This window comes from Mesorhizobium sp. dw_380, assembly GCF_018588885.1.
Classification (GTDB): domain Bacteria; phylum Pseudomonadota; class Alphaproteobacteria; order Rhizobiales; family Rhizobiaceae; genus Mesorhizobium.
The window spans coordinates 40,284-56,504 of sequence record NZ_JAFFIW010000038.1 but is presented as its reverse complement, the minus strand read 5'-3'; the positions used below and the strand labels follow the sequence as shown (position 1 = coordinate 56,504).

Here is a 16,221-nt window from a genome sequence, read left to right as displayed (position 1 = left end):
GTGGGGCATGGACGGCATAAGCGAGGATTTCTGCTTCGACCAACTGCCTGAGGACATGGAGCATTTCGAGCCGATCCTCGAAATGGGCGTCAACCGCATGCCGATGCTGGCGACCGCCGGCATCCACACCTTCTTCAACGGTCCGGAGAGTTTTACGCCCGATGACCGCTACTATCTCGGTGAGGCGCCGGAGCTGTCCGGCTACTGGATGGCGACCGGCTACAATTCGATCGGCATCGTCTCCTCCGGCGGCGCCGGCATGGCGCTGGCGCAGTGGATCAATGACGGCGAAGCGCCCTTCGACCTGTGGGAGGTCGACATCCGCCGCGCCCAGCCATTCCAGAAGAACCGACGCTATCTCAAGGAGCGCGTCTCCGAGACGCTCGGCCTGCTCTATGCCGACCATTTCCCCTATCGGCAGATGGCGACCTCGAGGAATGTCCGCCGCTCGCCCCTGCATGAGCATCTGAAGGCGCGCGGCGCGGTGTTCGGCGAAGTCGCCGGCTGGGAGCGCGCCAACTGGTTCGCACGCGAGGGCCAGGAGCGCGAATACCGCTATTCCTGGAAGCGGCAGAACTGGTTCGACAACCAGCGCGAGGAACACCTCGCGGTCCGAAACAAGGTCGGCCTGTTCGACATGACCTCGTTCGGCAAGATCCGTGTCGAAGGCCGCGACGCCTGTGCCTTCCTCCAGAAGCTCTGCGCCAACGACATGGACGTCGCGCCGGGCAAGATCGTCTACACCCAGATGCTCAACCAACGCGGCGGCATCGAGAGCGACCTGACGGTCTCGCGCCTGTCGGAGACGGCGTTCTTCCTCGTCGTCCCAGGCGCCACGCTGCAGCGTGACCTCGCCTGGCTGCGCCGCCATGTCGGCGGGCAGTTCGTTGTCGTCACCGACGTAACGGCGGCCGAAAGCGTGCTCTGTCTCATGGGTCCGGATGCGCGAAAGCTGATCCAGAAGGTCAGCCCGAACGATTTCTCCAATGAGAAAAATCCGTTCGGCACATTCCAGGAGATCGAGATCGGCATGGGCCTGGCCCGCGCCCACCGCGTCACCTATGTCGGCGAGCTCGGCTGGGAACTCTATGTCTCGACCGACCAGGCAGCACACGTTTTCGAAGCGATCGACGAGGCCGGTGCCGATGTCGGCCTGAAACTCTGCGGCCTGCACACGCTGGATTCCTGCCGCATCGAAAAGGCTTTCCGGCATTTCGGCCACGACATCACCGACGAGGACAATGTGCTGGAGGCCGGCCTCGGCTTCGCGGTGAAGACCGCCAAGGGCGACTTCATCGGCCGCGATGCCGTGCTGCGCAAAAAGGAAGCCGGCCTGTCACGCCGGCTCGTCCAGTTCCGGCTTAAGGATCCAGAGCCCCTGCTCTTCCATAACGAGGCGATCCTGCGCGACGGCAAGATCGTCGGTCCGATCACATCAGGCAATTACGGCCATCACCTCGGCGGCGCGGTAGGGCTGGGTTATGTGCCATGCCGGGGCGAGAGCGAGGCCGATGTGCTGGCTTCATCCTACGAGATCGAAATCGCCGGCGAACGCTTCGCGGCGGAAGCATCGTTGAAGCCGATGTACGATCCGAAGGCTGAAAAAGTGCGGGCCTGAGTTACAAACACCTATAGGAATGAGTGGATAGCTGCGCAACGCGTCTTCGCAAGGGATGCAGCTTCGATACGTAACGCGAGCAATTATACGTCAAGCGTCTAGGTGTCCGTATCCCCAATGCCGTCTCTTGTTGGGAGACCTTGAAAGTAGTGATGCTGGCCAAGGCCCGAGAGATATCAGCCCTAACCGCGGTGGAGCGGCTCAAGGCCTTGTAGGCAGACGTCCTCAGTACCGGTCCCTACGATCGACCACAGCCGTGGGTGGGTGGCAAGTCTTCAATAGGACCAATTTAAATGTGTCAGATCGGCGGTGGTAAAATGGGCGTGCGGATTTAAAGCCCGTTGCGTCCACCGCGCGTGGATCGCCCGGGCGGAACGTAAGTCATCGCCGCGAAAGGGCGACGGCGGGGTCCTTCACGAAAGTAGTTTCAGACTGTTCAGCATGCAGGGCGCCGGGGCACTGCGCGAGCACTTCTACTAAGCACGGGACAAGGTCGGTTCGCTCATTTCTTGCCTTCGTCGCTGTGAGCAGAGAGCGCAGCTGTGTCCATATCGATTGATCTTCCAGAGCTTGTTGGGCGGATTGAGGGGGCAGAGCTGCCCCCGTACTGGCAAATTTTTCCCGATTTCAAACCACTCACGGCCTTGGGGCTCGATATCACGCCTTGAATTCCTGAAAACAGGGCGCGCCGGGTGACGACGCCCGCCGGCTCGCTGCCGTCATAGACTGCGATCAGATCGCCGCCATCCGCAGCGGTGCTGATCACAGCGGAGAGCTTGTCAGTGGTTTGCACGCGGGGGAGCGCTTGGAATTTCTTTTCAGAAAGCGTCGCTATGCTGTCCCGCGGCTGCATGATCTTCCTGGCAGTGACGAGATTGAGCAGCGAAATGCCTGAGACGAAATCAGCGACATAGCGGTCCTTGGGCGCGGTTACGATGTCTTCCGGCGTTCCCACTTGAACGAACTTACCATCCTTCATGATCGCAATACGATCGCCCAGGCGAATGGCTTCGTCGAGGTCGTGTGTGATAAACACCGTTGTTTTCTGGACGACCTTCGCGAGGTCTAGGAACTGCTGTTGGAGTTGGCGGCGGATCAACGGGTCGAGCGCTGAGAACGGCTCGTCCAGTAACAGGATCTGCGGGTCTGCCGCCATGGCACGGGCAAGCCCCACCCGCTGCTTCATCCCGCCCGAGAGCTCGTCCGGGTAACGCTCGCCCCAACCGCTCAAGTCAACGAGCTTGAGGTTTTCTTCCGCCACGCGGCGGCACTCCTTGCGTGATTTGCCTCGGAGTTCGAGACTGAGGGAAACATTGTCGTAGACGGTGCGGTGCGGCAGCAGCGCCATGTGCTGGAAGACCATGCCGACCGTCTCTGAGCGAAGGGTCCGGAGTTCAGACGGCGAAAGTTTGTTGATGGCATTTCCGCCGATCCGAACCTCGCCTGCGGTTGGTTCGATCAGCCGATTGAGATGGCGGACAAGCGTCGATTTCCCTGAGCCGGACAGCCCCATGATGCAAAAGATCTCGCCGGGCTCGACCGAGAAGGACACATCGGCCACACCCAGAACGCAATCGAATTCTTCAAGGACTTGCCTCTTGCTGAACCCGCGATCGCGGGCCGCCGCGAGGGCTTCCCCTTTGCGCGTCCCGAAAATTTTCCACAAGCCGGAACAGACGATGGCGGGTATAGTCATGTGCGGAACTCTCGATAGTGTGTTGTGCCTATCTTCAGACCGTAATCGGCCGGCGGATGCCGCCGGCCGATTTAAACCTCAGAGCCTCACTTGGCGGCCTTGGCTTCAGCGATCCACTTTTCCCAATCAGCGTGGTGAGCGGCGATCCAGTCGGTTGCGTGTTTCATGATCTGCTCGTTGCTCTTTTCACCATTGGCAACCTTTTGATTTTCCGCGTTGACGTCCGCAATCGGGATCTGCACGAGCTCAAAGAATTTCTTGGCTTTCGGGTTGGCTTTCAGCCAAGTCGTATTGGCGATGATCTTCTGGTCGTTCACGGCGAAGCCAAGATTCCCGAGGCCTTCAACAACTGTGTTGCCGGTCTCCGCGTCAGGAAGAGAGGTGTTCTTGACGTTGAGCCAGACAACCTCCTTGCCTGGGCGGAGAATGGCAGATACCCACAGCGGCGTCCAAGTGTAGTACAGTGTCGGCTTGCCAGCCTTGATGCGTTCGATCGCGTCAGGAATGATGGCGAAATAGCCGCCTTGCTTTTCCTCGACGGTATCACGCAGGCCATAGGCGTCGAGCTGATGCTCGATCACGCGTTCGCAGCCCCACCCCGGTTCGCAACCGTAGAGGTCTGCCTTTCCATTCCCGTCGATGTCGAAAAGCTTGGCCTTCTCGGGATCCTTGAGGTCCTCAAGATACTTGATGCCAGTGGCGTCGGCCGTTTTCTTATCGATCAGATAGCCCTGCAGGCTGTTCTTGATTAGGGTGCCGACGCTCATCAGCTTTTCATCGCCGCCTGATGCTTTCCAGAAAGTGTCGTGAAGCGGAACCCAGTGCACCGCATAAAAGGTGAGATCGCCGTTAGCTACAGCGGTATGCGCCAGCTGAACTTGAACCTGGGTCAGGTCAGCTATGTTATAGCCGAGCTCCTTGAGACCCTCATCCACGACAAATGTCTGGAACAGCTCTTCTGTCGCTCCGCTCCAGGCCGGCATGACCTGATCTGCCATTGCCGGCACCGCATAGCCAGCCATCACGGCCATGGCCAGCGCCACACATTTTATCTTCATCGTTTCCTCCCTGTGTGAGCAAATTGCTCAGCTTCTGTGACTAGTTGTTAAGGTGACGGCCCTGAAAAGTCCCACCGGACCTTGATGCCAGAGCTCGCCCGGCCTTCGCTTCTGTGTCGACAGCGAATGCGTGAAGCGATCCAGCACGATGGCCAGCGCGACGATGCCCAGGCCCCCGACTGTCGCCAAACCCACATCAAGACGGCCTATGCCGCGCAGCACCGTCTGGCCCAGTCCACCAACAGCGATCATCGAACCGATGACCACCATCGATAGCGACATCATCAGCGTCTGGTTGATGCCGGCCATGACGGTGGGTAGCGCAAGCGGCAGCTGAGCCTTCCACAGAAGCTGACGCTCCGTAGCGCCGAAGGCGCGCATGGCTTCGATCACCTCTTCCGGTACCTGCCGTATGCCGAGGTTCGTAAGGCGGATCAGCGGCGCAACCGCAAAAATTACCGTAACGATCACGCCCGGCACGTTGCCGATACCGAAGAGCATCACAATGGGAACCAGGTAGACGAACGCTGGAATGGTCTGCATCCCGTCAAGGATCGGACGCATCACCACAAATACTCGCTCGCTCCGCGCCGCCCAGATACCGAGCGGAATGCCAAGCATCACCGCTACGACGAGCGAAGTCAGCACAATTGAAAGCGTCGTCATGGCGTCCTGCCAGACGCCGATGAGACCCATAAAGATGAGAGCGCCGACGATAACCCCGGCGACCTTCCGTCCGCCGAACTGCCAAGCCGCCAGGCCCGCAACGATGATCATCACGACCGGAGGAACCGAATGGAGCGCTATGCCGAACCACTGCAGTAGAAGGTCGAAGGGCGCCTTGACCGATTGAAAGAACGGCCTGTAGTGATCAACAACCCAGCGCAGCCCGATAGTCATCCAATCAGCGAGAGGGATTACCCCGCACTCAAAAGGATCTAGTATTCCGCACTTACCCATGTTGCTGTTCTCCAGAAGCTTTCTCGCTCGAAAACTTGCTACGCCACCAGGGTCCAGGGGAATATCGCGGCGTCGCGCTAAAGTTAGTTGTGTGCAATAGGTGCTCCGGATTCCGCAAGGCCCTACGGCAGGTAGAGCTACTCTTCTATTCCTGAGCAGGTCGCACCGTTACCGACAGATGCGCAGTTCTCCCTGCTTCATGGTGCCATCGTCCAGACTTCACCGTCCTGTTCACCCGACGACGTCCATCTGGACACCACGCTCCGGACCAGGCCTGCCCTCCAGTCGGCGTGCTCGACTGGAGCCTTCAGGCGGCGAGCCAGACGTTCTGCAGATCCATTTGAAACGTCGGGTGAATTACGTAGTTCTGGACCTTTTTGTTCATGTGACCGAAGAGGCTTTGCCAGAACGGCTGGATGATCACTCCGGAGTCCTGCAACACGTCCTCGATGTTCTTCATAAACTCTTTGCGCTCGGCAGCGTCACTCACGGAGAAGGCCTTCTTGAGCTTGGCGTCAAACTCGGGGTTTGAATAAGCGGTCTCATTCCAGGCTTCGCCAGTGCGATAGGCCAATGCAAGAACCTGAACGCCGAGGGGGCGCATGTACCAGACGGTCAGCGAATATGGGTACTTTGACCAGTCATTCCAGAATGTCGAACCCGGAAGCACAGTACGTTTGACCTTGAAACCGGCCTCGCGCAGCTGGGCCGCGATGGCGTCCCCGGTGTTTTTCTGCCAATCCTCGTCGATCGAGATCAACTCATGCTCGAAGTCTGTATGTCCGGATTGAGCAATGAGTTTCCTCGCGCCCTCTACGTTCCGGCTCTTTTTGGGCAGAGCATAATATTCCGGATGAATTGGGCTGACGTGATGGTTTTCGCCGACCGTTCCCCGCCCTGCATAGCCGAGTTGAAGGACAGCGTTGTTATCGACCGCCATCTGCAGCGCGTTTCGGACCTTCTTGTCGTCATATGGTTTGTGGGCGGTGTTGGTGCGGCACACGAGCGTCGTTGCCGTTGCGACTTCCGATTTTACCAGGTCCATCTTGTCCAGAATGTCGATGAAGTCAGCCGGAGTCTCCAGATTGAGATCGACCTCCCCGGACTCGAAAGCAGCCACCGTCGCCTGGAAGTCGGTCCCATAATCGACGAACTGCACGCCATCGAGCAACGCCTCGCCGCCCCACCACTTGCCATCCTGCCGGCGTTTGACTTCAGCCTTGCTGCCGACCAAGTAGGATACCAGTTCAAATGGACCCGTCCCAATCGGCTTCGTGACTGGGTCGGCGCCGCCGGCATCGAAACTGGGGTGGACGATCAGCCCGGGATAGTCGGTGAAATTCGCGATTATGGCGATGTCGGGGTCGCTTAGCTCGAGTTTGACGGTATAATCATCGACCTTGACGATCGCTCCATCTCTCGCCTTGCCGTTCTTGGCATCGATAAGCCCCCCGACACGAGCGGCCATCGAGTTGCCCGAGACGCCCTTCTCGCACCACCGGGTTATGTTGAAGATTACGTCATCGGCGTCGAATGTATCGCCGTTGTTCCAGGTGACGCTCTTCCGGACGTGGAAGACATACTCCGTCGCGTCCTCATTGATCTCCCAGCTTTCCAGCAGAACAGGTTCGAACGTGAACTCATGTGTGTAACGGACGAGCGGCTCCAGCCAGCAACGAGAGATGTTGGCAAGTTCCACCCAGTCATAGGTACGCGGGTCTTTCTGCGCCTTGACGGGCATTGAGACGCGCAGAATTCCGCCCTTCTTCTGTTCAGCGGCGCGCACCGATTGGGGAAATGCCACGCCGATCAGGCTATAGGCCATCGCACCCGAGGCGCCGAATGTACTTGCAAGCGCAAGGAACTCACGCCGGTCCATCGTGCCTGCTTTGACCTCGCTCGCCATCTTATCGATGGAAGCTGGAACGCGATCCCCATTGCTTCTGAAAAACGCCATGTTTCTTCTCCCTAATTTTATTGTTCCCGGTCCATTTATTCATGGGCGCCTGGCTGGACTTAGGCGAGGCTCGGGGAAATATCCTCCTGGCGTTTCGCCACAAACGCATCGAGTTCCTCGCGGACGGCAGGGTCCATCGGCGGCTGCTCGTAGCTCGCGATGATTGCTGTCGCCTTCTCCCTGCAGCGCTGTGCCATGTCCTTGGAACCTTTGACCTTCCACTGCTCGTAGCTTAGGTAGTCGAGGATCTCCGGCGCGATGAACGCGTCCTTGAAGCGCTTGAGCGTGAAGGAATCTCCGAGATAGTGGCCGCCGGGTCCGATGCGGCGGACGGCTTCGAGCGCATCCTCGAAATATTCGAATGATATGCCCCGCGCGTATTTCTCGATGAGCAGGTTCTGTTCAGCATCGGCGATGAACTTCGCCATGCAGCACACCAGACCGGCTTCATCCCAGCCGCCGGCATGCATCATAAGGTTGGAGCAGGCGCTGGCGCCGGACATGTAGGCGATGGCTGATTCATAACCGGACTGGGCATCGAAGGTTTTGGCGGAGGATTGAGACGCAGTGGTTCGCCACGGCACGTTATAGCGCCTTGCCAGTTGTCCGATGACGGCGTTGATCAGAGTAACTTCCGGCATGCCGGACATGGGGGCGCCGCTGCGCATCGACACCGAGACGGAATATTGACCGTAGATCATCTTGGCGCCTGGCGCGGCAAGCTGAGTATAGGCCAGCGCGGCGAGCGCCTCCGCATTCAACTGGGCGATCGTGGCGGGGATGTCGGCGGGAGTGTTGGCGGCGCCGAGCACGAATGGAGACAGCAGCACGACCTGGTTCGCGTCGGCGAAGGCGCGAAGCCCTTCCAGCATGGTCGAATCCCAGACAAGCGGCGAGTTGCCCGACACGTGACCGATCATCACCGCGTTCTGATCCATGAATGCCTTGCCATGCACGATCTGGCCCATCGCGATCGAGTCGTCGGCACGTTGCTTTCCGGTCGTCAGACCGAAGAAAGGCATGTTGGTTTCCACCAGGCTCGAATGATTGATGTGCAGATGGCGCCATGGCACGGCGATGTCGGTCGGCTCGCAGGTGAACCCGCCCGCGATATGGAAACCGGGCAGCATCTGGGTCAGCCGGTTCATGTTCCGGAGATCCTCGATCGTGGATGCGCGCCGCACGCCCTGAAGATCGCGGATGTTTGGCGCACCCTGCATGACGCCGAAAGTCATTGTATCTGGCGCGATCTCGAAACGCTGTGACGGATCGCGAGACGTCATTTCAAAACGGGAAGGGGCCTTGGAGATGAGATCCATGACCATGTCGGCCTCGAGGCGAACGCGGTGTTCACGGACATCCGCCCCCGCCTCTTTCCACTGCCTGATCGCTGTCTCATCTCTGAATTCGATCCCGATCTCGCGTAGGATCGCCAGCGAAGCCTGATGAATGCGCTCAAGCTGTTCGGCGTTGACGGCCTCCACAGGTCGAATTCCGTACTTGATAGTCGAGACACGCGGCCTTCTTTCAGCCTCCCGTGCCGCAACCACCGAAGACCGGCCTCCGCGGCGTCGGTTTGCGGGAACGTCAGTGTCCATTCAGAGCCTCGCCCGCGATAGCGGAACGACCGGCGTCCCGCATTAAAACACTCGTGGCCCCGCCGTCTAAGAAGGCGTGCCGGATTTGTATCTTGCTGATGATAGGCGCGGGCAATAGCCTTGAGAATGCGCAAAAGGTTTCGCTAGTCTTAAACCCACTTTATGTCCAAGTCCCTCGGGCGAAAGCTTTTTGCGATCCCATCACACCACTAGAGCAGTTCGCGTTTTATCTGATTCGGGATTCCCAAGGATGAGCAAATCAGATTTGATGTTCTGACCGTTGGAGGTCGGGACTGACGAAGGCTTATTCGATGGATCTTCGGGAGCGAGCACTGGCCCGACTTGAAGAGGGCGAGACGAGCCGTGAGGTAGCTGCGGCTCTGAGGGTGGCGGTGTCGAGCGTGATCAAGTGGGCGGCGCGCAAGCGTCGCCTTGGCAGTGCGGCACCTGGCAAGATGGGCGGTCACCGGCCCTATCTGATCGATGGGAGCATCGTGCTTTCGTCCTGGGCTAGGTCGAGCGAGATGCCAACGTGACGCTTCATCAGTTGACGGCGGCACTGGCTGAACGTGGTCTCATCATCCACCCTGCGAGCGTCGGTCACTTCCTGCATCGCGAGGGCAAGAGTTTTAAAAAACCCATTCTGCCGGCCGAGCAGTTCAAGCCCAAGCTGATGCGCCGGCGAGCGCAATGGATGCGCTACCAGACCCGCATTGACCCTACGCGCTTGGTCTTCCTGGATGAACCATGGGTCAAGACAAACATGGCGCCATTGCGCGGCTGGGGTGTGCGCGGCAAGCGGCTGATGGCCCACGCACCATATGGCCATTGGAAGACCATGACCTTCATCGCCGCGCTACGCCATGATCGGGTTGGAGGCGCCTTGGGTCATTGACGGCCCTATCAATGCGCAGGCCCTCCGTGCCTATGTCGCAACCGAGCTCATCAAAGCCCTGAAGCCGGGGGACATCGTCATTCTCGACAATCTCGGTTCCCACAAAGGCCAAGCCGTCCGCGATATCGTCAGAGCTGCTGGGGCGCGGCTCTTCTTCCTGCCGCCCTACAGTCCAGATCTCAATCCAATCGAGAAGCTGTTTGCTAAGCTCAAGCACTGCATCCGACCGTGCCGCCAAACGATCACAACGCCATCGCCCACACCCCAGGTCAGCCCAAACGAATGCAACAACTACATGGAAAGCGCAGGCTATAAGTCAACCTAAATGCGAACTGCTCTAGGACTGCAGAACCTGTGGACGTCGTTCCGCTATTCCTCTCGTGCCGTTCGGACTAATGCTGCCCGGGCCGGCCGCGTACGGTCGTTAGGCTCCCCCTTTCCAGGCGCGTATGGGATGGACTTTCGCGATCCCTCGCTGCGGGCATCGTGTCAGCGCAAAAATTGAATGCTCCTACGAGCGGCTTTAAGCTTGTCATGAAGATGGTCTATGTCGGGCAGCAATCTTTCGCCTGTCAAAGCACTAGCGTCTGGAATAAAGAGCGGCTGATTGCAGTAGAGTTCTTCGAACAGGCCTGAGAATTGAACCATCTGACCAGGAAGTGGCATTCAAATCGCGATTGCGGCGTGGTTGCTTGCGCATTCCGTGCCCTCATTGGCAAATAGCCGTTTGGACGGACAATTGAAGGTGCGCCCATGCATCGGCACGATCGACCTCGGAGCGTTTCTATCACGACTCGCGGCTGTTTGAAGATGTCCTTGGGTAAATTATGAACAAGGGGAAAGGTTCTCGACATGACGTTGCCCGATCAGTTCAAGCGCACTGTAGTCATTGCGGTGGATTTACATGACTGCATCGAAGCGGATGGGGCATGGTCGATCTACAATCGAGAAGAGCTGCTGCGGAGTGCCAAGACAGCTCTCCGATGCATGCCGTGCAGCGGGGCTGCCTATTGTCTATACACAGAATTGGTATGATCCAAGAGGAGTAGACGCGCTACGTCACGAGGCTTTGAACGGCGGACGCCCATCACATAGCGTCGGGCAGGCTGCCGAGATTCATCGTGGACCTGAAACCGGAAGCTAGCCTTGTACGAAAGCAGCGTCCCAGCGCGTTCTACAACACGAATTTGGAGATTTTGCTGCGCCGATTGAATGCGGACCATCTTATAATGTTCGGAGCTTAAGCGAGGTTTGTTTGGAAACGACAGTGTGAGACGCGATTTCGCGCGACTACCGCATCAGGATTTTCAAGGATGCCTGCGGCACCGCGACTGAACTGATGCATATGACGCCATGCTTGACTTGGCCAACTGGCTTTACGCAGGCTCGGTGATCACCGCGGACAACCTAAAGAGGGCTCTGGAGGGTATGCCAACAAGGATTGGCGCTTCGATAGGCCCACTGCATTTGCTTACACACTGGAAAACGTTAAATCCTCTCTACAGCTCCCTTTGAGAGAGACGGCCTCTCAATTGGAAGCCTTTTAAGCAGGCCTATCGCGAAGCCAACCGCCGGCGCGTCAGCCGATCCGGGCAGTAAAAGTTGGGTGGACAGAACTGGGCGGTCAGTTCACGCCGCTGCTGCATAGGGAGGAACCCGGTTCGCGGCACTGCTACAGTTGCCTTTCAGGTTCTGTCATGTGCGGATCTTAACGCGTCACGTTGAGTTCGCTGGCCGCGTTCTCGTACTTCATGCGCGGCCACCGGTCCACGGCGAGAAGCGATTACCTCGGGTGAAGATTGTGAGGCTTGATATCAATCAGGTCTATACCCGACGCCATCCTTTCAGTCTACGAGACGCCCGGAATATGGTTTATTCGAAAAGAGTTATTCTGGGCTTGCGTGCCGCGACAATCTTGGTCGGCGATAGGTATCGAGTAGCCACATCGACAACGGGTTTGACCGGAGTAGATCAACTTGGAACACAAAATAGAGGCGTCGACGTCTAACATTATGCCTGCTCAATTCGCGAGAAGCTTGTATTACGACATGGCGCGTATCAGGCAGTTTGAGAACCGGGTCGTCACCCTAGTCGATGACAACGAGATCGCCGGCGTATGTCACGAGTACAGCGGGCAAGAGGCGGTTGCGGTTGGTATTTGCGGCGCACTCACGACTTCAGACATCGTCACAAGTACCCATCGAGGGCATGGCCACACACTGGCGAAGGGCGGCGACGTTGGCAGAATGTTTGCTGAGCTGCTCGCGCGAACGGGCGGATACAATAAGGGTCGCGGCGGATCCATGCACATTGCTGACGTCGGGATTGGAATATTTGGGGCGAATGGTATCGTCGGCGCTGGAGCCCCTATAGCCTGTGGTGCGGCTCACAAATTCAAAGCTGCTCGCGAAAACCGCGTTGCTGTTTCATTCTTCGGCGACGGAGCAATCAACCAAGGGGTCCTCCACGAGGCGATGAACCTCGCGGCGATTTGGGATCTTCCTGTCATTTTCGTCTGCGAGAACAATCAGTACGCGATCTCGACGCCTCTCAAAGAAGTCACGATCCTAGACCCTTACGTTCGCGCCCAATCCTACGGAATGCCTGGTGTGTGCGTCGATGGCATGGACGTCGAGGCCGTTTATCACGCTGCTCTCACTGCTACGGAACGCGCTCGGACCGGCAAAGGCCCAACGTTCATTGAGTGTCAAACCTATCGCTACTTTGGGCATTATACAGGCGAGCGTCACATGAAGATGAACTATCGATCTCAAGAGGAAGTCGATCGCTGGAAGTTGCGGGACCCTATCAAGATCTGGGCGGCGCGTATGATGGAAAGTGGCTTGTGCGCTCAAGAAGACATTGAAGCTATCGATGCCGAGGTCAACATTGAGATCGATCGGGGCGTCGAGTTCGCTAGGAGCAGCCCCCCGCCGAACCCGGCCGAGGCTCTCGATTGCATGTATGCCGTGCCGTATCCGAACACTCCGGCATGGGGAGTAGAGCCGTGAGACAGCTGAGATTTCTTCAGGCCATGAACGAAGCCTACCATCAGGCCATGGGGGCAGATGAGAGTGTCATGATTATCGGGGAGGACATTCGAGGTGGAATTCGCGGTGAGACGAAAGGCCTCCATGGCGCTTTCGGCGATCTCCGCGTACTCGACACACCCATTTCCGAGGCAGCGTTCACCGGCTTCGCTACGGGGGCGGCTTTGGCCGGTTTGCGCCCAATCGTTCAGTTTCAAGTTCCCTCACTGATTTACGTCGCATTCGACCAGCTAGTCAATCAAGCGGCGAAGATGCGATTGATGTTAGGAGGTCAAGCAAATCTTCCAATCACTTACACGCTTATGGTGTCTGGATCGCGGGGTGGAAACGCGGGCCAGCACTCAGACAATCCCTATCCGTACCTCCTACACGCTGGCTTCAAGGTTGTTTGCCCTTCGAATGCCTACGACGCCAAGGGCCTCATGATCCAGGCGATCCGCGAAGACGACCCCGTCGTTTTCATAGCATCAGCCATGTCGCTTCCGCAAAAGGGTCCGGTGCCGGAGGAAATCTATGCCGTCCCTTTCGGTTGCGGTGACGTTAAGCGTGAAGGATCCGATGTCACAGTCATTGCTATCGGGCATTTAGTGCCCGAGGCTCTAGCTGTCGCTGAGCGCCTCGCCCAGGAGAAAAACATCAGCGTCGAAGTGTGGGATCCTCGGTCTCTCTTGCCGCTTGACAGGGAAGGGCTGTTGAAGTCCGTCAAGAAAACTGGCCGCGTCGTAATCTACGACGACACGAACCGTACTTGTGGGTTCGCCGCCGAATTGAGCGCAATAATAGGGGAGCTGGCGTTTTCATCTCTCAAGGCCCCGATCAAGCGTGTCACGCGAGCTGACGTTCCTATGCCGTTCAATCTTGCGCTCGAAGCTGCTGTTCTGCCGAAGCCGCAGCAACTGGAAGACGCGATCTTAGCCGTAAGGAGCTATGCTCATGTTTGAAGTTCGTATCCCGAAGATGGGTGCATCGACGGTCGAGGTTGATCTTACGAAGTGGTATGTTTCGGTCGGCACCTCGGTCGTTCCGGGTCAGATTCTAGCCGAAGTGGAGTCGGAAAAAACTAACATTGAGATAGAGGCGGAGACCGCAGGCGTGGTTGCCGAAATCCTTGTTGATGAAGGGTCAGCGACGGAAGTCGGAATCGTCATCTGTCGCATCAACACCGGGCAGTAGAAAAGAATCACGGTTCGTTACTTATCTGACTAAACTTCAGAACCTCCGGCGATTTAAGTGCCACTCCTGGCTGCTTACGTCTGCATACCCATTGGTTAGTATTCGGAGTCAACTGCTCGTTGCTGTAGGACTACCATGACGCGGGACAAACGCTTCGAAGGCAAGACGGTTTTGATTACTGGTGGAGCTCGAGGTCAAGGTGCGGCGGAAGCCGTCCAAATCGCAACGGAGGGAGGGCGGGTTGTCATCGGCGACCTCCTAGACGAGCAGGGCGAACAACTTGCAGCGACTATTGGTGAAAAAGCGTCATACGTGCATCTCGACGTCACTAGCGAGCAAGACTGGCGAAGCCTGATCCGCTGTCTGGAGGGGGAGGGGACGGGACTTCATGGTCTGGTCAACAACGCGGCGATTTATGAACCCGTGCCAATGAGGGATTCGAGCGTCGCGCTCTTCGAAAAGCACTTCCGTGTGAATCAGTTGGGTTGCTTCCTCGGTATGCGGGAAGTCTCACCTCTGATCGAGGCATCCGGCGGTGGCGCAATAGTAAACATCTCGTCTGTCGCCGGGATGCGCGGAAGTCGAACTTGTATGGCCTACTCCGCGACGAAATGGGCCCTTCGAGGCATGACAAAATGCGCGGCCCTAGAGCTTGCGCCAGCAGGAATCCGCGTCAATTCTATCCACCCCGGGTGGGTGGAAACCGACATGCTGCTCGCCGAGGATCCGTCCGACAGAGAGCGCCAGTACGCGCTCATTCCGCTCAAGCGGGCCGGGACGGTCGACGAGGTGGCCGACCTCGTTCTCTTCCTGCTCTCGAACGAGAGCCGCTACATTACCGGGGCGGAGATCGCGATCGACGGAGGACTGTTGCTGTGAGCATTTGAGCCTTCTTAGCCCCAACATCCGTTCAGCTCGAAGATTTTTCCGCTTCGTACCCCAAGCAGAGCAGCCCGAACCCGCAAACCGCTAGCCCGCTAGATACCTCAAAAGCCACAGTAGAGCCGATGCCTATCAACGTCAGAATGCCGGCCTTCGTTTCCGATATGGGAGCAGCCACCATTGTAAAATGGATGTTCAACGAGGGGGACGACATAAAGGCCGGAGATGTTTTGGCTCAAGTATCAAGCGGTAGCGATACAGGTGAGATCAAGGCCGCTGCCGGCGGTACTCTGGAAAGGATTGTCGTTCCGGAAGGCGCTAACGGTCTAAAAGTCAGGGACCTGGTCGCCGTTCTTGCCATAAAGACTGAAGCTGGTTCGGTTGCCGCAGCCCCTGGACAACGGTCCGACGCGCCTGGAGGCCCTGCTCCTGCAGCGTCGTCTGGAAGCAAAGGTGCCAAGGACGACGCTGTTCTTAAGCTGTTTGAGGGCGGATCATATGAACGCATACCTAACGACGGGATGCGAAGGACGATTGCACGTCGTCTGGTGACCTCGAAGCAAACCATTCCGCATTTCTATGTCGCAGTGGATTGCGAGATCGATCAGCTTCTAGGACTGCGCTCCCGACTCAACGGTGCGGCGCCTAGGGCCGCGGACGGACTGCCGGTCTACAAGTTGTCCGTCAATGACATGGTGATAAGGGCCTTGGCGCTTGCGCTGCGTGACGTTCCGGACGCGAATGTCTCCTGGACCGAGGGCGCTATTCTTAAACACCAGCACGTCGACATAGGGGTAGCTGTCTCGATCGCAGGCGGTCTGATCACGCCGATCATACGCAAGGCTGAACAGAAAACACTTCAAGTCATTTCCGCCGAGATGAAGGACCTCGGCAAACGCGCGAGAGATCGCAAGCTAAAGCCTGAAGAATATGAAGGCGGCACGACATCGATCTCGAACATGGGCATGATGGGGGTCAAAGAGTTCGCTGCCGTGATCAATCCCCCCCACGCTACGATTCTGGCAGTCGGTGCGGGCAGACAGCATGTAGTCGTCAAGAGCGGTTCAATGGCCATCGCAACGGTGATGAGTGTTACCCTTTCCATCGACCATCGCTGTGTGGACGGCGTGCTCGGAGCAAAGTTGCTGCAGATATTTAAGAGCTATATTGAAAATCCTATGAGCATGGTCGCCTGAGCATGAGGTCCAAGTTTGGCAACTAGACGCTTGCGTTATGGCCGGCGAAGGTAGCGTATTCGCGATCTTGCGCATGAGCGGCTGGACATAAGCTGGGTTTACGGCCAGCGAATCCTTTTGCGCATTCTCAGGACAATT

Annotated in this window: 12 protein-coding genes and 1 pseudogene; 8 read left to right on the top strand and 5 right to left on the bottom strand. The window is 57.7% G+C overall.

Annotation, left to right across the window (positions count from 1 at the left end):
- Positions 1-1,618, top strand: a 1,618-nt coding sequence (locus JT360_RS26665) for a GcvT family protein (protein WP_214475367.1), incomplete at its 5' end; no start/stop codon positions are given.
- A gap of 502 nt (positions 1,619-2,120) precedes the next feature.
- Here the strand turns inward: JT360_RS26665 and JT360_RS26660 are convergent.
- The 5 genes from JT360_RS26660 to JT360_RS26640 all read right to left on the bottom strand — a co-directional run bounded on the left by JT360_RS26660 (position 2,121) and on the right by JT360_RS26640 (position 8,887).
- The gene (locus JT360_RS26660; protein ID WP_127330956.1) at positions 2,121-3,314 is read right to left on the bottom strand and encodes a quaternary amine ABC transporter ATP-binding protein; all 1,194 of its coding nucleotides are present in this window, start codon (positions 3,312-3,314) and stop codon (positions 2,121-2,123) included.
- Between the two features lie 86 nt (positions 3,315-3,400).
- Positions 3,401-4,372, bottom strand: a complete 972-nt coding sequence (gene proX, locus JT360_RS26655) for a glycine betaine/L-proline ABC transporter substrate-binding protein ProX (RefSeq protein ID WP_126080623.1) — start codon at positions 4,370-4,372, stop codon at positions 3,401-3,403.
- Between the two features lie 27 nt (positions 4,373-4,399).
- Positions 4,400-5,272, bottom strand: coding sequence for an ABC transporter permease (locus tag JT360_RS26650; RefSeq protein WP_245466464.1), 873 nt, complete (start codon positions 5,270-5,272; stop codon positions 4,400-4,402).
- A gap of 367 nt (positions 5,273-5,639) precedes the next feature.
- The gene (locus tag JT360_RS26645; protein ID WP_126080625.1) at positions 5,640-7,289 is read right to left on the bottom strand and encodes an ABC transporter substrate-binding protein; all 1,650 of its coding nucleotides are present in this window, start codon (positions 7,287-7,289) and stop codon (positions 5,640-5,642) included.
- A 59-nt stretch (positions 7,290-7,348) separates the two neighbouring features.
- Positions 7,349-8,887 (bottom strand): trimethylamine methyltransferase family protein, encoded by a 1,539-nt coding sequence (locus tag JT360_RS26640; protein ID WP_126080626.1) that lies wholly within the window; start codon positions 8,885-8,887, stop codon positions 7,349-7,351.
- 293 nt (positions 8,888-9,180) lie between these two features.
- Between JT360_RS26640 and JT360_RS26635 the strand changes: the two are divergent.
- The 7 genes and pseudogenes from JT360_RS26635 (at position 9,181) to JT360_RS26605 (ending at position 16,083) form a co-directional block, all read left to right on the top strand.
- A pseudogene (locus JT360_RS26635) lies at positions 9,181-10,107 on the top strand (IS630 family transposase).
- 766 nt (positions 10,108-10,873) lie between these two features.
- The gene (locus tag JT360_RS34145; protein ID WP_126083658.1) at positions 10,874-11,026 is read left to right on the top strand and encodes an isochorismatase family protein; all 153 of its coding nucleotides are present in this window, start codon (positions 10,874-10,876) and stop codon (positions 11,024-11,026) included.
- Positions 11,027-11,758: 732 nt separating this feature from the next.
- Complete coding sequence (locus JT360_RS26625; RefSeq protein WP_206516851.1) at positions 11,759-12,793, top strand: thiamine pyrophosphate-dependent dehydrogenase E1 component subunit alpha; 1,035 nt, start codon at positions 11,759-11,761, stop codon at positions 12,791-12,793.
- A gap of 23 nt (positions 12,794-12,816) precedes the next feature.
- Positions 12,817-13,773 (top strand): alpha-ketoacid dehydrogenase subunit beta, encoded by a 957-nt coding sequence (locus JT360_RS26620; RefSeq protein WP_206516850.1) that lies wholly within the window; start codon positions 12,817-12,819, stop codon positions 13,771-13,773.
- The gene (locus JT360_RS26615; protein WP_164762741.1) at positions 13,766-14,005 is read left to right on the top strand and encodes a biotin/lipoyl-containing protein; all 240 of its coding nucleotides are present in this window, start codon (positions 13,766-13,768) and stop codon (positions 14,003-14,005) included. Before JT360_RS26620 ends, JT360_RS26615 begins: the two co-directional genes overlap by 8 nt.
- Positions 14,006-14,140: 135 nt before the next feature.
- On the top strand, positions 14,141-14,884 hold the full coding sequence (locus JT360_RS26610; RefSeq protein ID WP_126080629.1) for an SDR family NAD(P)-dependent oxidoreductase: 744 nt from the start codon (positions 14,141-14,143) through the stop codon (positions 14,882-14,884).
- 128 nt (positions 14,885-15,012) lie between these two features.
- Positions 15,013-16,083 carry a 2-oxo acid dehydrogenase subunit E2 gene (locus JT360_RS26605; protein WP_127330954.1) on the top strand — a complete coding sequence of 357 codons (1,071 nt, stop codon included), beginning with the start codon at positions 15,013-15,015 and terminating at the stop codon, positions 16,081-16,083.
- Positions 16,084-16,221: the final 138 nt, after the last annotated feature.